Genomic DNA, 17,812 nt, shown 5'->3' with positions numbered 1-17,812 from the left:
CGCCCTTTGTTTTTATGGGCTGGTCGCGCCGTAAACTCATAGCCCATCAAAAGGAGTCTTTTGCATGGAAACAAGACCGCTTGGCCAAAGCACGCTGCAAGTCACCCCCATCTGCCTGGGCACGATGACCTTTGGCGAACAAGTCAGTGAAGCAGACGCTTTCTCCATCATGGACCGCGCGCTGGAGCGCGGCGTGACCTTCTGGGATACGGCCGAGATGTACGCCGTGCCTGCGCGCCAGGCAACCTATGGCGCAACGGAGGCCATCATTGGCCGCTGGCTGGCCGCACGTCCCGGCGCGCGCGACAAGATCGTGCTGGCGAGCAAGGTAGCAGGCCCTTCGCGCGGCATGCCATGGATTCGTGAAGGCAAGGGCATGACAGCCGCAGACATCATGGCTTCCTGCGAAGGCAGCCTGCGCCGGTTGGGTGTCGATGTGATTGATCTGTACCAGATCCACTGGCCTGAGCGCCATGTGCCTGCCTTTGGCACGCTGTACTACGACCCGGCCAAGGAAGTTGCGCAGACGCCCATTCAGGCGCAGCTGGAAACGCTGGCCAAGTTGGTGGAGCAGGGCAAGATTCGGCACATTGGTCTGTCGAACGAGACGCCTTACGGCGTGCATGAATTCGTACGGCTGGCCGAGCAATATGGCCTGCCGCGTGTGGCCAGCGTGCAAAACCCGTACTGCCTGATTAACCGCAGCTGGGAAAACGCCATGGATGAAACCTGTCACCGCCTGGATGTCGGCTTGCTGGCCTACTCCCCGCTGGGTGTGGGTTTGCTGACGGGTAAATATGACCAAAGCGGCATCACAGGCCCTGACGCCCCCAAGGGCACGCGCCTGTCCTACCCCTCGGTGCAAAAGCAGCGTTGGGGTCGTCCTGAGGCACTGGAGGCCGCGCGCCGCTACAACCAGCTGGCACGTGAGCATGGCCTCACGCCCACGCAGATGGCCCTGGCCTTCTGCTACCGCAGCTGGCGTGTGGCCAGCACCATCATTGGCGTGACCAGCCTGTCCCATCTGGATGAGGCTGTGGATGCATGGAATGTGCAGCTGCCCGGCGAATTGATGGAACAATTTGACGCCCTGCGTTGGCAATACCGCGACCCAGGGCAGTAAGACAACGTTGATAGCGTCATGGCAAAAAAAGACAAAGCGCATGTGAGTGAAACACCGGCCACCCAGATGCTCAAGGCCCACAAGGTGGCGTTCACTGAACACCCTTATGAGTATGTAGAGCATGGCGGCACGGCCGAATCTGCCCGGCAGCTGGGCCTGGATGAACACTGTGTGATCAAGACCCTGGTCATGCAGGACCAGGATGCCAAGCCGCTGATCGTGCTCATGCATGGCGACTGCACGGTTTCTACCAAGAACCTGGCGCGCCAGATCGGTGCCAAGAGCGTGGAGCCCTGCAAGCCCGAGGTGGCCAACCGCCACAGCGGCTATCTGGTGGGTGGCACCTCACCCTTTGGTACGCGCAAGCAGATGCCGGTGTACATCGAGCAGAGCATTCTGGATCTGCCACGCATTGCCATCAATGGCGGGCGGCGGGGCTTTCTGGTGCAGCTGGATCCTCGGGTTTGTGTGGAGTTGCTCAGCGCCAAGCCGGTACAGTGCGCGCTGGCACAATAGGGCCCCTTGGCAGCCATGGGCTGCCAGCATGACCAGATATAACAAGCGCCTGCCGTCTGGCAGGCAAGGATTGAAGCCTTGAATTCCGTACTTCCTGTAATTGCCGCTGTTGCGGCTTATTTGATTGGCTCGCTGTCTTTTGCAGTCATTGTCAGCTCTCTCATGGGGCTGAACGACCCGCGTACCTATGGCAGCGGCAACCCCGGCGCTACCAATGTGCTGCGCTCGGGCAGCAAGGCTGCCGCAGCTTTGACGCTGTTGCTCGATGCGTTCAAGGGCCTGGTGCCTGTGCTGCTGGTCAAATACTTTGGCCCGGACTTTGGCCTGCATGAGGGCACGCTGGCGCTGGTGGCCATTGCCGCTTTCCTGGGGCATCTGTTCCCTGTGTTCTTCAAGTTCAAGGGCGGTAAGGGCGTGGCCACAGCCCTTGGTGTGCTGCTGGGTATCAGCGGCTGGCTGGGTCTGTTTGTGCTGCTGACCTGGTTGTTTGTGGTTTTCACCACGCGTTACTCGTCGCTGTCGGCACTGATTGCTGCTGTCCTCGCTCCTGCCTACTACATCATGTTCGGGGGCAGTCTGTGGGTGTATGAAAAGCCGCTGCTGGCAGCCGTGGTTGCCATGTCTGCGCTGCTGCTGTGGCGCCATGCGGGCAATATCAGTCGCCTGCTCAAGGGGCAAGAAAGCAAGATTGGCAGCAAGAAAGACAAGGCTGCTGCCCAGCCTGCAGCCAAGCAGAAGAACAAGCGCTAAGCGGAAACGAACGCACAGCAAAAAGCCCACAGTGATGTGGGCTTTTTGCTTTTGAAAATATAGCTTCTGGCGCTTTCTGGATAAGCCTTGGAGGCACTTTTTATGCTTAAAAAAAGAGCGCGCCTACATGGAGCCGGGGCGTGGCTCGACCATGGTCTTGACGCGGTGGGCCAGCTGGGCAATGGCCAGGGACGCTGAGCAGCCAGGTGAGGCCTGAACCAGCAGCTGTCTGCGCATGACGGCTTCACGCACCGTCTTGTCAGCAGGAATGTCGCCCATGTGGATCAGGCGCATGGGTAGGCCAGAATCTGAATTGACAAAGCGGTTGAGCACCTGCTGCAGCTGGCCGGTGATGGCGCGACCATCACCGGGGCGGATCGCCTGGTTGATGATCAGGCGCATGTTCTGGCGCTTTTGCTGGGTACTCAGCACCTTGATGGTGGCATAGGCATCTGTCAGCGAGGTGGGCTCAGGCGTTGCGACGATCAGCACTTCATGGGCCAGTGAAACCGAGAACAGCACCACATCCGAAATGCCTGCGCCCGTGTCGAGCAGCACGATGTCATAGCTGGGGGTCAAGGTTTCGAGTACATGAATCAGCTGGTTGCGCACTTCAGGCGTCAGGCGTGAATACTCCACCATGCCCGAGCCTGCAAGCAGCACATGAAAGCCGCCAGGGGCCGTGACGACAGCTTCCTGCAGCGCAGCCTTGCCGGTAAAGACGTCATGCAGCGTGACCTTGGGATAGAGGTTGAGCACCACATCCAGATTGGCCAGCCCAAGGTCTGCATCCAGCACCAGAACGCGCAGACCATGGCGTGTGAGTGCTGCAGCCAGATTGGCTGAGACAAAAGTCTTACCCACACCGCCTTTCCCGCTGGTCACGGCAATGATGTGCGCACCAGAGCGAGAGCCTGCGCGTGGACTGGGCGTTGTCGCAGTCATGGAGGTGGGGGTCGCAGGGGACAGCACGTCGTTCATTTCAATGCATGCCTTCAGTAAACACCATCAGTTTGATCCACGGGAGCGGTCAGCACTTCATGCCAGTCTTCACTACTGCTCTCAGTTGTTAAAGCGGGGATGAGGAGCAAATTTTTTTCTTCTGCAGTCACAGTACTGTCTGGTTGTTGTTCGATCTCAATCCGGTTGCGCCCTCTGTCTTTGGCCAGGTAGAGCTGCTGGTCGGCGCGCTCAATCCATAGCTGTCGTGTGCTGCGGATCCACTGCAGGGCATAGGCACCACCAATGCTGACAGTGACCTGGATGTCTCGCCCGGGCGCAATGCGGATGCGCAGGTTGTCTACGGCGCGCCGTATGCGCTCTGCCACGTTCTGCCCGTATGCAGTTTGGCATGCGGGTAGCACGATGGCAAATTCTTCACCACCGTAACGTGCCAGGGTGTCCATGGGGCGTATGCATTGCGCCAGAGCTTGCGCAACCTGCTGCAGCACCAGATCGCCCACGTTGTGCCCATGCTGGTCATTGACCCGCTTGAAGTGGTCAATATCCACCATCAGCAGCAAAGCGATATCGCCTGACCGGGCAACCCGGTCCAGTTCACGGTCCAGAATGGAATCAAAGTGGCGGCGGTTGGCGGTGCCTGTGAGCGGATCACGCAGGGAAAGGTCGCACAAGCCATCAATAATGGCCTGCAGGTGAGCGACGAGGTCAGTCTGGGCTGCTGGCAGGGCGGCAGTCTCTCGCTCACCCAGCAAGGTAAAAGCACCGTCCAGACGGAGCTTTTGCAAAAGGGGTGATGAAGAAATAGGTTTGCCAGTCACAAACAAGATCCAGCACAAAAAACATCACGAAGTGTAGCAGTCTGCGCAGGGCAGGCAATGCTTTCCAGCTTATTTGCTGGTTTGGCAAGACCGCATGTTCAGGACTGCCTGCGAATTGGTGCGCGAGAGCAAGAGGTCTGGCCCCGGCACGAGTGCGCCTGCTTGCTCCAGTATGGCCTGAACGGGTAGCTTCAAACCACCGATATGCAGGCAAATTCCAAGCTTATGCAGGCTTCGGCGCAGGCGCAGAAAGCTCTCCACGCCTGTGACGTCAATACGGTTGATGGGCTGTGCATCCAGATACACCATGCGAATGTCACTGCGCTGCTGCAGCACATCGTTGATATAGCGCTCCAGCGCATTGGCCGAGGCGAAGTCCCATTCCGCATCCATGCGCAGCGCCAGCACGTGGGGGGCAATGGGCGGCAGGTTCCAGATGGTGCGCGAGCGCAGGCTGCCGTCGGCATGCTCGCCAATTTCCAGAATGCGCGGGTGCAGGCGCTGGTACAGGAAGTAGCACAGGCTCAGCAGCACGCCTGTGAGCACGCCCCAATACAGACTGGGCGCGGTAGCCAGCGTGAGCGCAAAGGTGGTCAGTGCAATGCTGCCTTCCACGCGCGAGATGCGAAACAGTGCACGCAAGGTGCGTGGCTGGATGAGGTTGATGACGGCAGACACCACCACGGCCGCCAGCGCTGCCTGCGGTACGTGGTAGAGCACAGGGGTGAACCACAGCACACAGACCAGCACCAGACCAATCGCAAAGACGGTGGCCCAGCCCGACTTGGCGCCGGAGTGCAGCGTGACGGCAGAGCGGGAAAACGAAGCGCTGATGGCAAAGCTGCCACTCAGCCCGGCTGCGACCTTGGCCATGCCCTGGGCGATCAGGTCCTGGTTTTCATTCCAGCGTGTGCCCTGTTTGCGGTGCTCGACCTGGGCGCTGGAGGCTACTTCCAGAAAGCTCACCAGACTGACCATCAGCACAGGCAGCAAAAGCTGAGTGGCATCGTTCCAGGCGAGCATCTGAGGCAAAGACAGGCTGGGCAGTCCTGCAGGCAGGTGGCCTACGATGTTGCCGTCGTGTTCCGCATACCCTGTGGCAGCGCTGATGATGCCGCACAGCGCAATGACGATAACGGCCGCAGGCAGCTTGGGTGCCAGGCGCTTGAGTATCAGCAGCAGGCCCAGCCCCCCGGCGCCAAAGCACAGCGCCAAAGGATCAAAGTGGTGCAGGCTGGGGGCGCGCATCAGGGCGCTCCAGGAGCTGCGCAGGCCCAGCAGGTCGGGTAGCTGAGACAGCAAAATCAAAATACCTGCAGCCTGGGTAAAGCCATTGAGCACGGGGGAGGTCACCAGGTTCACCAGCCACCCTGCACGGATGGCGCCCATCAGCCACTGCATGGCGCCTGCCATGATGGCCAGCCATGCCGCCAGCGTGACCCATTGGGCGCTGCCGGGCTCGGCCATGCCGGCCAGAGAGGCGCCAATGAGCAGGCTGGTCAGCGCGGTCGGGCCTACACCCAGCAAAGGCGAAGCACCCCACAGTACTGCGATGAGGGAGGGGAGCAGGGCTGCATAGATGCCTGTGACCAAAGGCATGCCAGCCAGCGCTGCATAGGCCACGCCTTGTGGCAGCAGCATCAGGGCAATCGTGATGCCAGCCAGCAATTCATTGCGTGCCAGTGAAGGTGTGAGCCTGGGCCAGGCCAGAAAGGGAAGCCACCGTGTCAATTGCATAGTGGGTCAATTGTCGTTGCGCTGCAGTGGGTGCTATCCCAACATCAGGGACAGGCCGGTGTCGCAGCTGAGCAGGGTCGAAAAAACAGCCCCCGAAAACAGACAAGGCTCCCAGTGAGAGCCTTGTGAAGGAGCTTAGTCCTTGCCTTCCTGTTTGGAGATGCAGACGGCTGCGGTAAAGATCACGTCAGTCGATGAGTTCAGCGCGGTTTCTGCCGAGTCCTGCAGCACACCGATGATGAAGCCAATGGCCACTACCTGCATGGCCACATCGTTGGAGATGCCAAACAGCGAACAGGCCAGAGGAATCAGCAGCAGGGAGCCGCCAGCCACGCCGGAAGCACCGCAGGCGCAGACAGCTGCGACCACGCACAGCAAGATGGCAGTGGAAATGTCCACCACAATGCCCAGGGTGTGGGCAGCGGCCAGTGTCAGCACGCTGATGGTGATGGCCGCACCTGCCATGTTGATGGTGGCACCCAGCGGAATGGCAACGCTGTAGGTGTTTTCGTCCAGGTTCAGGCGCTTGGCAATCGCCATGTTCACCGGAATATTGGCGGCTGAGCTGCGGGTAAAGAAGGCCGTCACACCGCTTTCACGCAGGCACATCAGCACCAGTGGGTAGGGGTTGCGGCGAATCTTCCACCAGACGATGAGCGGGTTGACGACCAGGGCCACGACCAGCATGGATCCCAGCAGCACCAGCAGCAGCTGTACATAACCCATCAGCGCTTCAACGCCGGTGGCTGCGACGGTGGACGCCACCAGACCAAAAATGCCCAGAGGTGCGAGGCGGATCACGCCCTGAATAATCAGGGTGATGCCATTGGACAGGTCAGCAACTGCTCTGCGTGTGGTTTCAGCGCCATGGCGCAGGGCAATGCCAATGGCAATGGCCCACACCAGAATGCCGACGTAGTTGGCGTGCATGAGGGCGCTGACGGGGTTGTCCACGGCGTTTTTGAGCACCTGCATCAGCACTTCAGTAATGCCGCCAGGTGCGGCCATGCCCGTGGCTGCGTCAGTGAGTGTCAGCGTGGTGGGGAACAGCATGCTGGCCATGACACCAATGATGGCGGCGGTCAGCGTGCCAATGGCATACAGCCACAGAATAGGGCGCAGGTGGGAGGTCTGGCCAGGGCTGCGATTGCTGATGGCGGCAATCACCAGGACAAACACCAAAATAGGAGCAACTGCTTTCAGGGCAGAAATAAACAGTGTTCCGAGTAATTCAACCTTTAAGGCAGCTTCTGGCCAGGCAAATGCCAGCGCAGCACCTAAAACGAGTCCAATGAGGATTTGAGTCACAACGCTAGTCCGTTGTGACCAGCTCAGCACGGGTTGGAAAATCATGAAGAAAGTTGCGCCGTTTGATTTGAAGAGAAGTGGCGAGTTTAGAGGTTAATGCTTACTCTTTCAGAGGATATAACGCATAACTGTGCACTATGAAGTGATGCTTGCAGCCGCATATTTGTCCAAGCGCAAGCAAGGTATCTGCTGCTGCGCCGTGATGCATGTAGCGCAGGAAGGATAATCGGCAGCCTATGTCGTCCCCCAAAGTTCTATTCGGCTTTCATGCCGTCGGTGTGCGTCTGAAGACAGCGCCCCAATCCATTATCGAAATCTATTACGAAGCAACGCGCCGCGACGCGCGTATGCGTCAGTTCCTGGAAAAGGCGCGTGAGGCCGGTGCACGTCTGATCGAAGCCGATGCCATGCGTATTGCAAAGCTCGCCGGCAGCCACGGTCACCAGGGTGTGGCCGCCCGTGTAGAAGAAGTCAAAGACAGCCGCACGCTGGATGAACTGCTGGACGATCTGGAAGAGTCTGGCGTCAAGAATCCGCTGCTGCTGGTGCTGGACGGCGTGACCGATCCACACAATCTCGGCGCCTGCCTGCGTGTGGCTGACGGCGCGGGCGTGCATGCTGTGATTGCACCCAAGGACCATGCTTCGGGCATCAATGCGACGGTCGCCAAGGTCGCCAGCGGTGCGGCGGAGACCGTGCCTTACTTCATGGTGACCAATCTGGCGCGCACGCTGAACCAGCTCAAGGAGCGCAATATCTGGATCATTGGCACCAGCGGTGATGCAGAAAAGCACCTGTACCAGGTAGACCTGAAAGGCCCCGTGGCACTGGTGCTCGGTGCTGAGGGTGATGGCATGCGCCAGCTCACGCGCAAGACCTGCGATGAGCTGATCAGCATCCCCATGCAGGGCGCGGTCGAGAGCCTGAACGTCTCGGTGGCCAGCGGTGTGTGCCTGTACGAAGCGGTACGCCAGCGTCAGTCATCCTAAAACAATAGCTGTCAGCGCCCGCCATGTCTGCCTTGGAGACCAAAAATACTGAAAATTTCCAGCAGGTCCGCCAGTGGCTGCAGCATGCGCAGCATGTGGCGGTGCTGACCGGGGCAGGCGTGAGCGCTGAATCCGGTGTGCCCACATTTCGTGATGCGCATACCGGCTACTGGGCGCAGTTTGATCCGCAGGAAATGGCATCGGAGCCGGGTTTTCGCGCGCACCCGCAGCGCGTGTGGCAGTGGTACAGCTACCGGCGTTCGCTGGTGCAGGCTGTGCAGCCCAACGCAGCGCATGTGGCGCTGGCCGCTTACGCCAATGCCTATCCGGGCAAGCTTCAGCTGATCACACAGAACGTAGACGGGCTGCACCAGCGTGCAGGCAGTCATGAGGTGATCTGCCTGCATGGTGATCTGATGCGCAATCAGTGGCTCAGCACCTGCTGCCCGCACTGTGATCTGGAGCAGGCATTGCAAGAAGGGGCAGAGCCTCCATGCTGTGCCGTGTGCAGCAATCTTGTGCGTCCTGGTGTGGTCTGGTTTGGAGAGCATCTGCCAGCAGAAGCCCTGGCACAGGCAGAGGCTGCGGCCAATACCTGTGAGGTGATGCTGGTGGTTGGTACGTCCGGCGTGGTGTACCCCGCAGCGGGGCTGGTATTTCAGGCCTATGAGCGCGGTGCACGCATCGTCATGGTGAACACGGAAGTCACAGAGCTGGACATGCTGGCGCATGCCTTGCTGCGTGGGTCTGCTGCACAACTGCTGCCGCAGCTGCTGCGCTAAAGCTGACGCACGCCGCTGGGAAGCTTAGTGCTTTTGCTGCGCCAGCCATTGCTCAAAAGCAGGGCGTAGATGGCTGGGCAGTGCCACCAAGTCCTGCTCGAGCACGCGTGCCATCTCCTGCAGTGTAGACAGGCGTGGGTCCAGTCCATTGCTTTCCAGGCGTTGAACCGTCATGCGGGACAGGCCTGCCTGCTGTGCCAGTTCTGCCTGTGTCATCTTGCGCGCTTTGCGCACAGCAGTCAGTGCCAGCACCAGAGGGTGGTCGGGCTTGGAGGTGTCTTCAGAATCTAGCGCTTGCATGGGGGCCGTGCTCATCAATGCCGTATCTGCTGTGCTGCCGGGCTCAGGCAAACACATTCAGACGGGTTCCCAGATTGCCATAGCGTGCCAGTTCAGGCTGGAGCAGTGCGGACTCACTGGCGCTGGGGCTGGCAGCGGTTTTGCCGGGGTTGTGTTGTTGTGGCGCGCGGTGCTTGAGGTCCTGCATGGTCACGGTGTCCGCCATGCGGTTCTGTGCCCACGCATTCGTGGCATTGCGCAGGGCAGTGTGGTAACGAATGTCCATGAGAGAGTTCCTGTCGAGATACAGGAACTCTAATGTTTTGACGAGTGCGGCAGTCCTGTGAAAAAAACGTGATTCACCGTCTTAATCGGAGTTTGCGCTGTCAGGCCAGTGCTCCAGCCATGCGATGCGGCCTTGCCCGCCTTCATTGATGCGAGCGATCAGCTCTGCACTCAGGCTTTGCGGAATGCTCCACTGCAAATGCACCATCGATTGGTGTGCAACGTTGCGCAGCGTAGCGCCTGCCAGTTCCAGTTCACGGCGCAGCCAGCCTTCCATGGCATAGGGCAGGCTGCACTGCAGTACTTCCATGCGCTGCAGTGGTACTTTTTCCGCCTTGAGCAGTGCCTGTGCGACTGCATCGGTATAGGCACGCACCAGCCCGCCAGCACCCAGCTTGACCCCGCCAAAATAGCGCACCACGGTGGCCAGTACGCCTTCCAGCTCCTGGTGGCGCAGTACTTCCAGCATGGGGCGGCCTGCCGTGCCACTGGGCTCGCCATCATCCACTGCGGCCGACTGTCCGCCTGCCAGCAGGGCCCAGCAGACGTGGGCGGCACTCGGATGTTCCTGCCACAGACTGTCTACATAGGCTTGCGCAGATGCGCGGTCAGCCATGGGCTGCACGCAGCAGATAAAGCGGCTTTTCTTGATGATGAGTTCGTGATGCGTTGCTTGAGCGAGAGTCTGAGCCATAGGGGCGAGAGCTTACGGCATCTGCTGAGCCCTTGCGCTGAAAGCGATGCAGTGCAAAGCGGGACAGAAGCTTGAAGCCATGTCCTACGGTAGGTGCTGCTCAGGCACCCTACAGTCACAGGGCAAGGAGAATAGCCATGTCCATTCCAGAAGATGCCTTTGCCCCTCTCCAGCATCACACCTTCGGGCGATCACATACTGTGCCGCCTCCGCTGCCAGAGTCCATCCTGCAAAAGGCCGGTGCAACCGGTGTTGCGGAGCCTGTATCTGTCATGCATGCTGGTCGCGCGGCAGACGCCTTTTCCCTGGATCTGGATCAGCTGGTGCGAGGCGTCGGCGAATGGTGATACGGCGCTGACAACTCAGTGCATGCGCAGTGTCACTGCGCGCATTTATGCTTCAGGTGTTTCGGGTGTGAAGATGTCCCAGCATGCAATGAACAGTGCAGCAATGGCAGGGCCAATCACAAACCCTGTCAGGCCAAACAGGGACATGCCGCCAAGCGTGGAAATCAGAACAATGTAGTCGGGAATCTTGGTGTCCTTGCCGACCAGAATTGGGCGCAGCACGTTGTCCACCAGGCCAATCACCAAGATGCCGTAAGCCGTAAGAATCAGTCCATGGGTGACGGCGCCTGTGCTCAGAAAGTAAATGGCCACAGGCCCCCAGATCAGGCTGGCGCCAACGGCAGGCAGCAGCGACAGAAAGGCCATGACCACGCCCCATAGCACAGGGCCTTGAATACCCAGAATCCAGAAAATCAATCCGCCCAGTGCACCTTGGGCAATGGCTACAGCCACATTGCCTTTGACGGTGGCGCGAATGACGGTCGCAAACTTGTTTGCAAGATTGCGCTTGTGCACAGGATTCATGGGAATCGCATCACGCAGCCGGGTAACCAGTGTTTGCCCATCACGCAGCAGGAAATAGAGCAAATACAGCATGACACCAAAGCTCACGATAAAGCCCAGGGTGTTCTGTCCCAGCTGTACGACCTGCCCCGCCAGCAGCTTGCCCGCCTCGGCGGCAACGCTGGAGAGTTTGTCCTGAATGGCTTGTGCAGATGCCAGATTGATGCGCTCCAGAAAGCCGACCAGCCAGCTTGGCATGGCAGCATTGATTTGCTGGAAGTAGGCGCCAAAGTTGATTTGGCCTTCTGCAATACGGTTGTAAATCAGTATGGTTTCGTTAGCGACCGAAAAACCAATCAGTATCAGCGGAAGAATGACCCCTAGCAGACACAGCAGCAAGGTGATGAAGGTCGCCAGATTGTGATGCTGTGGCATGCGCTGCTGCAGACGCCGCTTCAGGGGGTAAAACAAGATGGCCAGCACCACAGCCCAGAACACAGCGCCCATGAAAGGCCACAGGATGGCAGCAAAACCAATGCTGACGGCTGTCAGCAGCAGTAAGAAGGCTTTGTTGATGGGGGGCATGCTTTGCATGGCAGGTGTGTTGGCAGCAAATAAAGCATCTGATGTTAGCGACTTGTTTGTGAATTCTTATTTTTGAAATGAAGAAGCCTGAAACTTTACATATTGATTTGGTTGGAAGCTTTCCTGTGCTCTCAATTTTGTTGCGCTGCAGAATGGAAATTTCTGCACTCTTACATAAGACCTTCATGCTGGTTTGCGGTTTAAGTGGCACAATGGCACTAGCAACATTAGGCCCTTCCCAGCCACAGTCGCATCCGCCAATCGGTACAGCCGTGTCGCGGAAGGTTTACTAACCAACTAAAGCTTCCTTCAGGGGAGCAGAGGTCAGCGGAATATGAGCGATCAGCCCACTGTCTACAAAGCCTACCAAGGCAACACCTATCTCTTCGGTGGTAACGCACCTTACGTCGAAGAGATGTACGAAAGCTATCTGGAGAACCCAGGCAGCGTTCCAGACTCTTGGCGTGAGTACTTTGATGCCCTGCAGCACGTGCCTGCAGTAGATGGCAGCAACGCCAAAGACATCCCCCACCTGCCCGTCATCAATGCGTTTGCCGAGCGTGCCAAGCAAGGCCACACCACCGTCGTGGTGGCCAATGGCGCTGACACGGAAATGGGCCGCAAGCGCGTGGCTGTGCAGCAGCTGATTGCCGCTTACCGCAATGTGGGCCAGCGCTGGGCTGATCTGGACCCACTCAAGCGCACCGAGCGTCCTGAAATTCCTGAGCTTGACCCTGCTTTCTACGGCTTCACTGATGCCGACCTGGAAGTCGTATTCAACGTAGGCAACACATTCTTCGGCAAGGAAACCATGTCCTTGCGCGAGTTGATCAATGCGCTGCGCGAGACTTACTGCGGCACCATCGGTGCTGAATTCATGTATGCCACCGACCAGGCGCAAAAGCGCTGGTGGCAGCAGCGCCTGGAGTCCATTCGCTCCAAGCCTGTACTGGACGCTGAACAGAAAAAACGCATTCTCGATCGCCTGACCGCTGCTGAAGGCCTGGAGCGCTACCTGCACACCAAGTATGTGGGTCAGAAGCGCTTCTCGCTGGAAGGTGGTGAGTCCTTCATCGTGGCGATGGACGAGCTGATCAACGCTGGCGGCAAGAAGGGTATCCAGGAAATCGTGATCGGCATGGCCCACCGTGGTCGTCTGAACGTGCTGGTGAATACCCTGGGCAAGATGCCCAAGGACCTGTTTGCTGAGTTCGATCACACTGCCCCTGAAGACCTGCCCGCTGGTGACGTGAAGTACCACCAGGGCTTCAGCTCGGACGTATCCACAGCAGGCGGCCCTGTGCACCTGTCGCTGGCGTTCAACCCTTCCCACCTGGAAATCGTGAACCCTGTGGTCGAAGGCTCGGTGCGCTCGCGCATGGATCGCCGCAACGACCCCGAAGGCAAGCAAGTGCTGCCTGTGCTGGTGCACGGTGACGCGGCTTTTGCTGGCCAAGGCGTGAACCAGGAAACCCTGGCGCTGATGCAGACCCGTGGTTACAGCACTGGCGGCACGGTACACATCATCATCAACAACCAGATTGGTTTCACCACCTCTGACCCCCGCGACAAGGGTTCGACCACCTACTGCACGGACATCGTGAAGATGGTGGAGTCGCCTGTGCTGCACGTCAACGGTGACGATCCAGAAGCTGTGGCACTGTGCATGCAGCTGGCGCTGGACTACCGCATGGAGTTCCAGCAGGACGTGGTCGTAGACATCGTCTGCTTCCGCAAGCTGGGCCACAACGAGCAGGACACCCCTGCGCTGACACAGCCCCTGATGTACAAAAAGATTGCCGCTCACCCCGGCACTCGCAAGTTGTACGCAGACAAGCTGGCTGCTCAAGGTCTGGGCGATACGCTGGGCGACGACATGGTCAAGGCCTATCGCGCAGCCATGGACGAAGGCCGTCACACCCAGGAAGTGGTGCTGACCAACTTCAAGAGCCAGTACGCTGTGGACTGGAGCCCCTTCCTGAACCAGAAGTGGACCGATGCAGGCGATACCGCGATCCCTCTGACCGAGTGGAAGCGTCTGGCCGAGAAGATCACCACGCTGCCAGATAACGTCAATCCTCACCCTCTGGTCAAAAAGGTGGTCGACGACCGTGCAGCCATGGGCCGTGGAGAGATCAATGTCGACTGGGGCATGGGCGAACACATGGCGTTTGCTTCGCTGGTGGCTTCGGGCTACCCCGTGCGTCTGTCCGGTGAAGACAGCGGCCGTGGCACATTTACCCACCGCCATGCAGTGATTCACGACCAAAAACGTGAGAAGTGGGACGAAGGTACCTACATCCCACTGCAGAACGTGGCTGAAAACCAGGCTCCGTTCACCGTGATCGACTCCATCCTGTCTGAAGAAGCAGTGCTGGGCTTTGAATACGGCTATGCATCGAACGACCCCAACACCCTGGTGATCTGGGAAGCTCAGTTCGGTGACTTCGCCAACGGCGCGCAAGTGGTGATCGACCAGTTCATCGCCTCCGGTGAAGTGAAGTGGGGCCGTATCAATGGCCTGACACTGATGCTGCCTCACGGCTACGAAGGCCAGGGTCCAGAGCACAGCTCGGCCCGTCTGGAGCGCTTCATGCAGCTGGCCGCTGACACCAATATGCAGATCGTGCAGCCCACAACGGCCAGCCAGATCTTCCACGTGCTGCGTCGCCAAATGGTGCGCAAGCTGCGCAAGCCCCTGGTGATCATGACGCCCAAGTCGCTGCTGCGTAACAAGGACGCAACATCGCCTCTGACCGAGTTCACCTCTGGTGCCTTCCAGACCGTGCTGGGCGAGCGCGACGAAGCCATCCTGGCCAACGCCGACAAGGTCAAGCGCGTGATTGCCTGCTCCGGCAAGGTCTACTACGACCTGGTTAAGAAGCGCGCCGAGAAGGAAGCTTCTGACGTGGCCATCATCCGCGTCGAGCAGCTGTACCCCTTCCCGCACAAGGCGTTCGAAACCGAACTCAAGAAGTTCGCCAATGCCAAGGAACTGGTGTGGTGCCAGGACGAACCACAAAACCAAGGTGCGTGGTTCTTCATTCAGCACAACATCTACGAAAACATGTCCGAAGGCCAGAAGCTGGGTTATGCCGGCCGTGCCGCATCGGCATCGCCAGCCGTGGGCTATGCCCACCTGCACGCTGAGCAGCAGAAGAACCTGGTGGAAGCTGCGTTCTCCAAGCTCAAGGGCTTTGTACTGTCCAAGTAATTAAAAGTAGACCAGCCCCGCTGTGGCGGGGCTCCTCACAAACTTTTAGAAAGAATTCAAAATGGCAATCGTAGAAGTTAAGGTTCCCCAGCTGTCCGAATCCATCGCAGAAGCGACCATGCTCAACTGGAAGAAAAAGGTTGGCGAAGCTGTCGCTGTGGACGAAATCCTGATCGAAATCGAAACCGACAAGGTCGTGCTGGAAGTGCCCGCACCTTCGGCTGGCGTGCTGGTGGAAATCGTGCAGGGTGACGGTGCAACCGTGGTTGCCGAGCAGCTGATCGCCAAGATCGACACCGAAGCCGTGGCTGGCGCTGCAGCATCTGCTCCCGCCGCTGCAGCAGCCCCTGCTGCCGCACCCGCTCCTGCTGCTGCACCTGCAGCCAACAAGGGCGATGTGGCCATGCCTGCTGCTGCCAAGCTGCTGGCTGAGAACAACCTGTCTGCCGCTAACGTGGCTGGTACAGGCAAGGACGGTCGCGTGACCAAGGGTGATGCACTGGCCGCGATCAAGGCTGGCGCTGCCATCCCCACAGGCGCTCCCAAGGCTGCCCTGCCTCAGGTGGCTGCTCCTGCTCTCAAGGAAGACCTGTCCGGCCGTCCTGAGCAGCGCGTGCCCATGACACGTCTGCGTGCACGTATTGCTGAGCGCCTGCTGCAGTCGCAATCGACCAACGCCATCCTGACCACGTTCAACGAAGTGAACATGGCTCCTGTGATGGAGCTGCGCAAGAAGTTCCAGGACGCTTTCACCAAGGAACACGGCGTGAAGCTGGGCTTCATGTCCTTCTTCGTGAAGGCTGCTGTGCATGCCCTGAAGAAGTACCCCGTGCTGAACGCTTCGGTGGACGGCAACGACATCATCTACCACGGCTACTTCGACATCGGTATCGCTGTTGGCTCGCCTCGTGGTCTGGTGGTGCCTATCCTGCGCAATGCTGACCAGATGAGCTTTGCCGACATCGAGAAGAAGATTGCTGAATTCGGCCAGAAGGCCAAGGATGGCAAGCTGGGCATCGAAGAGATGACTGGCGGTACCTTCTCCATCTCCAATGGCGGCACTTTCGGTTCGATGATGTCTACCCCCATCATCAACCCTCCTCAGTCTGCCATTCTGGGCGTGCACGCTACCAAGGATCGCGCTGTGGTCGAAAACGGCCAAGTGGTGGTGCGCCCCATGAACTACCTGGCCATGTCGTATGACCACCGTATCATCGACGGCCGCGAAGCCGTGCTGGGCCTGGTGGCCATGAAGGAAGCGCTGGAAGATCCTTCCCGCCTGCTGTTCGACCTGTAATTCACACAGGGTTCGCACCACGACGAAAACCCACCCTCGGCCACGCCCTGCGGTGGGTTTTTTCAAGCACTTCAGACAAGAGATTTTGAGACATGAGCAAGCAATTTGACGTTATCGTGATCGGCGCCGGCCCCGGCGGCTACATCGCAGCCATCCGCGCTGCCCAGCTGGGCAAGAACGTGGCATGTATTGATGCCTGGAGCACCGCTGCTGGCACGCCTGCACCTGGCGGTACCTGCACCAACGTGGGCTGCATTCCTTCCAAGGCCCTGCTGCAGTCGTCCGAGCACTTTGAACATGCCAAGCTGCACTTCGGTGAGCATGGCATCAGCACGGGTGAAGTGGCCATCGATGTGCCCAAGATGATCGCCCGCAAGGACGCCATCGTGAAGCAGAACAACGACGGCATCCTGTACCTGTTCAAGAAGAACAAGGTCACTTTCTTCCACGGTCTGGCTTCGTTTGTGAAGGTAGTGGAAGGCGGCTACGAAATCAAGGTTGCAGGCAAGAGCGAAGAAACGCTGGTGGGTAACCAGATCGTGGTGGCCACAGGTTCCAACGCCCGTGCACTGCCCGGCGTGCCTTTTGACGAAGAAAAGGTGCTGTCCAACGATGGCGCACTGCGCATCGGTGCAGCGCCCAAGAAGCTGGGTCTGATCGGCGCTGGCGTGATCGGTCTGGAAATGGGTTCCGTCTGGCGCCGTCTGGGCACGGAAGTGACCGTGCTGGAAGGCATGGACAAGTTCCTGCCCGCTGTGGACGAGCAGATCGCCAAGGAAGCCAAGAAGGCTTTTGACAAGCAAGGCCTGAAGATCGAGCTGGGCGTGAAGATCTCCAACGTCGACACCTCCGGTGCAGGCGTGAAGGTGGAGTACACCAATGCCAAGGGCGAAGCCCAGGCGCTGGAAGTGGACAAGCTGATCGTCTCCATCGGCCGTACCGCCAACACCAATGGTCTGAACGCGGAAGCCGTGGGCCTGAAGGTGGACGAGCGCGGCATGATCGTCGTGGACGACGAGTGCAAGACCAATCTGCCTGGCGTGTGGGCCGTGGGTGACGTGGTGCGTGGCCCCATGCTGGCACACAAGGCGGAAGAAGAAGCCGTGGCAGTGGCCGAACGCATCGCTGGCCAGCATGGTCATGTGAATTTTGCGACACTGCCTTCCGTGATCTACACCAGCCCCGAAGTGGCATGGGTAGGCCGCAATGAGCAGCAGCTCAAGGAGCAGGGCGTGAAGTACAAGGCTGGTACTTTCCCCTTCCTGGCCAACGGCCGTGCACGTGCCCTGGGCGATACCACGGGTATGGTGAAGTTCCTGGCCGATGCCGAGACCGACGAAATCCTGGGCGTGCACATGGTCGGCCCCATGGTCTCCGAACTGATCTCCGAAGCTGTTGTGGCCATGGAGTTCAAGGCATCGAGCGAAGACATCGCCCGTATCTGCCACGCACACCCATCGCTGTCCGAGTCCACCAAGGAAGCTGCGCTGGCCGTGGATAAGCGTACGCTGAACTTCTAAACTTTTTTAGAAGCCAAATAGCCGCCAAGCCCAGGTTCTGCCTGCGCTTGGCGCTATCGTTTTATGTGTTGCCTGCGTGTGAGGCAGGCAAGCAGAAAGAA

At 59.0% G+C, this 17,812-nt stretch carries 17 protein-coding genes; 9 read left to right on the top strand and 8 right to left on the bottom strand.

Features of this window, described 5'->3' with window-relative positions; translation table 11 throughout:
• Positions 1 to 64: 64 nt before the first annotated feature.
• The 3 genes from B5M06_RS15910 (at position 65) to plsY (ending at position 2,389) form a co-directional block, all read left to right on the top strand.
• The gene (locus B5M06_RS15910; RefSeq protein ID WP_054067239.1) at positions 65 to 1,123 is read left to right on the top strand and encodes an aldo/keto reductase; all 1,059 of its coding nucleotides are present in this window, start codon (positions 65 to 67) and stop codon (positions 1,121 to 1,123) included.
• 18 nt (positions 1,124 to 1,141) lie between these two features.
• Entirely contained in the window at positions 1,142 to 1,639 is a 498-nt protein-coding gene (ybaK, locus tag B5M06_RS15905) for a Cys-tRNA(Pro) deacylase (RefSeq protein ID WP_054067240.1), read from the top strand.
• A 78-nt stretch (positions 1,640 to 1,717) separates the two neighbouring features.
• Complete coding sequence (plsY, locus tag B5M06_RS15900; RefSeq protein WP_054067241.1) at positions 1,718 to 2,389, top strand: glycerol-3-phosphate 1-O-acyltransferase PlsY; 672 nt, start codon at positions 1,718 to 1,720, stop codon at positions 2,387 to 2,389.
• 123 nt (positions 2,390 to 2,512) lie between these two features.
• Here the strand turns inward: plsY and B5M06_RS15895 are convergent, their stop codons facing one another.
• The 4 genes from B5M06_RS15895 to sstT form a co-directional block, all read right to left on the bottom strand.
• The gene (locus tag B5M06_RS15895; protein WP_054067242.1) at positions 2,513 to 3,370 is read right to left on the bottom strand and encodes a MinD/ParA family protein; all 858 of its coding nucleotides are present in this window, start codon (positions 3,368 to 3,370) and stop codon (positions 2,513 to 2,515) included.
• 14 nt (positions 3,371 to 3,384) lie between these two features.
• Entirely contained in the window at positions 3,385 to 4,137 is a 753-nt protein-coding gene (locus B5M06_RS15890; protein ID WP_077344626.1) for a GGDEF domain-containing protein, read from the bottom strand.
• Positions 4,138 to 4,239: 102 nt separating this feature from the next.
• Positions 4,240 to 5,907, bottom strand: a complete 1,668-nt coding sequence (locus B5M06_RS15885; RefSeq protein WP_054067243.1) for a SulP family inorganic anion transporter — start codon at positions 5,905 to 5,907, stop codon at positions 4,240 to 4,242.
• 135 nt (positions 5,908 to 6,042) lie between these two features.
• Positions 6,043 to 7,260, bottom strand: a complete 1,218-nt coding sequence (sstT, locus tag B5M06_RS15880) for a serine/threonine transporter SstT (protein WP_054067244.1) — start codon at positions 7,258 to 7,260, stop codon at positions 6,043 to 6,045.
• Between the two features lie 191 nt (positions 7,261 to 7,451).
• Between sstT and rlmB the strand changes: the two genes are divergently transcribed.
• Together rlmB and B5M06_RS15870 are read left to right on the top strand one after the other, a co-directional pair.
• Positions 7,452 to 8,204 carry a 23S rRNA (guanosine(2251)-2'-O)-methyltransferase RlmB gene (gene rlmB, locus B5M06_RS15875; RefSeq protein ID WP_054067245.1) on the top strand — a complete coding sequence of 251 codons (753 nt, stop codon included), beginning with the start codon at positions 7,452 to 7,454 and terminating at the stop codon, positions 8,202 to 8,204.
• A gap of 23 nt (positions 8,205 to 8,227) precedes the next feature.
• Positions 8,228 to 8,986, top strand: a complete 759-nt coding sequence (locus B5M06_RS15870) for an SIR2 family NAD-dependent protein deacylase (protein ID WP_054067246.1) — start codon at positions 8,228 to 8,230, stop codon at positions 8,984 to 8,986.
• Positions 8,987 to 9,010: 24 nt separating this feature from the next.
• On the opposite strand, the gene B5M06_RS15865 is transcribed toward B5M06_RS15870, so the two are convergent.
• The 3 genes from B5M06_RS15865 to B5M06_RS15855 form a co-directional block, all read right to left on the bottom strand.
• Positions 9,011 to 9,286, bottom strand: a complete 276-nt coding sequence (locus tag B5M06_RS15865; protein WP_077344660.1) for a helix-turn-helix domain-containing protein — start codon at positions 9,284 to 9,286, stop codon at positions 9,011 to 9,013.
• Between the two features lie 43 nt (positions 9,287 to 9,329).
• The gene (locus tag B5M06_RS15860; RefSeq protein WP_054067247.1) at positions 9,330 to 9,551 is read right to left on the bottom strand and encodes a hypothetical protein; all 222 of its coding nucleotides are present in this window, start codon (positions 9,549 to 9,551) and stop codon (positions 9,330 to 9,332) included.
• Positions 9,552 to 9,632: 81 nt separating this feature from the next.
• Positions 9,633 to 10,244 carry an IMPACT family protein gene (locus B5M06_RS15855; RefSeq protein WP_054067248.1) on the bottom strand — a complete coding sequence of 204 codons (612 nt, stop codon included), beginning with the start codon at positions 10,242 to 10,244 and terminating at the stop codon, positions 9,633 to 9,635.
• 137 nt (positions 10,245 to 10,381) lie between these two features.
• Between B5M06_RS15855 and B5M06_RS15850 the strand changes: the two genes are divergently transcribed.
• Complete coding sequence (locus B5M06_RS15850; RefSeq protein WP_054067249.1) at positions 10,382 to 10,591, top strand: hypothetical protein; 210 nt, start codon at positions 10,382 to 10,384, stop codon at positions 10,589 to 10,591.
• A gap of 45 nt (positions 10,592 to 10,636) precedes the next feature.
• Here the strand turns inward: B5M06_RS15850 and B5M06_RS15845 are convergent, their stop codons facing one another.
• Entirely contained in the window at positions 10,637 to 11,689 is a 1,053-nt protein-coding gene (locus B5M06_RS15845; RefSeq protein WP_054067250.1) for an AI-2E family transporter, read from the bottom strand.
• A 325-nt stretch (positions 11,690 to 12,014) separates the two neighbouring features.
• Here B5M06_RS15845 and B5M06_RS15840 point away from each other — a divergent pair, with 325 nt between their 5' ends.
• The 3 genes from B5M06_RS15840 to lpdA all read left to right on the top strand — a co-directional run bounded on the left by B5M06_RS15840 (position 12,015) and on the right by lpdA (position 17,711).
• Positions 12,015 to 14,894 (top strand): 2-oxoglutarate dehydrogenase E1 component, encoded by a 2,880-nt coding sequence (locus tag B5M06_RS15840; RefSeq protein ID WP_054067251.1) that lies wholly within the window; start codon positions 12,015 to 12,017, stop codon positions 14,892 to 14,894.
• Between the two features lie 61 nt (positions 14,895 to 14,955).
• Positions 14,956 to 16,191, top strand: coding sequence for a 2-oxoglutarate dehydrogenase complex dihydrolipoyllysine-residue succinyltransferase (odhB, locus tag B5M06_RS15835; RefSeq protein ID WP_054067252.1), 1,236 nt, complete (start codon positions 14,956 to 14,958; stop codon positions 16,189 to 16,191).
• 92 nt (positions 16,192 to 16,283) lie between these two features.
• Positions 16,284 to 17,711, top strand: coding sequence for a dihydrolipoyl dehydrogenase (gene lpdA / locus B5M06_RS15830; protein ID WP_054067253.1), 1,428 nt, complete (start codon positions 16,284 to 16,286; stop codon positions 17,709 to 17,711).
• Positions 17,712 to 17,812: the final 101 nt, after the last annotated feature.

It is taken from the genome of Comamonas kerstersii (assembly GCF_002056725.1).
Classification (GTDB): Bacteria; Pseudomonadota; Gammaproteobacteria; order Burkholderiales; family Burkholderiaceae_C; genus Comamonas; species Comamonas kerstersii.
Note: the sequence above shows the minus strand (reverse complement) of the source record. Positions and strands in the feature narration are given on the sequence as shown.

Excerpts from the sequence above, each read along its gene's own strand:
- B5M06_RS15895 (WP_054067242.1), bottom strand. The coding sequence starts at position 3,370 with ATGAACGACGTGCTGTCCCCTGCGACCCCCACCTCCATGACTGCGACA.
- lpdA (WP_054067253.1), top strand. The coding sequence starts at position 16,284 with ATGAGCAAGCAATTTGACGTTATCGTGATCGGCGCCGGCCCCGGCGGC.
- B5M06_RS15860 (WP_054067247.1), bottom strand. The coding sequence starts at position 9,551 with ATGGACATTCGTTACCACACTGCCCTGCGCAATGCCACGAATGCGTGG.
- B5M06_RS15910 (WP_054067239.1), top strand. The coding sequence starts at position 65 with ATGGAAACAAGACCGCTTGGCCAAAGCACGCTGCAAGTCACCCCCATC.
- B5M06_RS15845 (WP_054067250.1), bottom strand. The coding sequence starts at position 11,689 with ATGCAAAGCATGCCCCCCATCAACAAAGCCTTCTTACTGCTGCTGACA.
- sstT (WP_054067244.1), bottom strand. The coding sequence starts at position 7,260 with ATGATTTTCCAACCCGTGCTGAGCTGGTCACAACGGACTAGCGTTGTG.
- B5M06_RS15865 (WP_077344660.1), bottom strand. The coding sequence starts at position 9,286 with ATGCAAGCGCTAGATTCTGAAGACACCTCCAAGCCCGACCACCCTCTG.
- B5M06_RS15840 (WP_054067251.1), top strand. The coding sequence starts at position 12,015 with ATGAGCGATCAGCCCACTGTCTACAAAGCCTACCAAGGCAACACCTAT.
- B5M06_RS15885 (WP_054067243.1), bottom strand. The coding sequence starts at position 5,907 with ATGCAATTGACACGGTGGCTTCCCTTTCTGGCCTGGCCCAGGCTCACA.
- rlmB (WP_054067245.1), top strand. The coding sequence starts at position 7,452 with ATGTCGTCCCCCAAAGTTCTATTCGGCTTTCATGCCGTCGGTGTGCGT.
- B5M06_RS15850 (WP_054067249.1), top strand. The coding sequence starts at position 10,382 with ATGTCCATTCCAGAAGATGCCTTTGCCCCTCTCCAGCATCACACCTTC.
- B5M06_RS15870 (WP_054067246.1), top strand. The coding sequence starts at position 8,228 with ATGTCTGCCTTGGAGACCAAAAATACTGAAAATTTCCAGCAGGTCCGC.
- odhB (WP_054067252.1), top strand. The coding sequence starts at position 14,956 with ATGGCAATCGTAGAAGTTAAGGTTCCCCAGCTGTCCGAATCCATCGCA.
- ybaK (WP_054067240.1), top strand. The coding sequence starts at position 1,142 with ATGGCAAAAAAAGACAAAGCGCATGTGAGTGAAACACCGGCCACCCAG.
- B5M06_RS15855 (WP_054067248.1), bottom strand. The coding sequence starts at position 10,244 with ATGGCTCAGACTCTCGCTCAAGCAACGCATCACGAACTCATCATCAAG.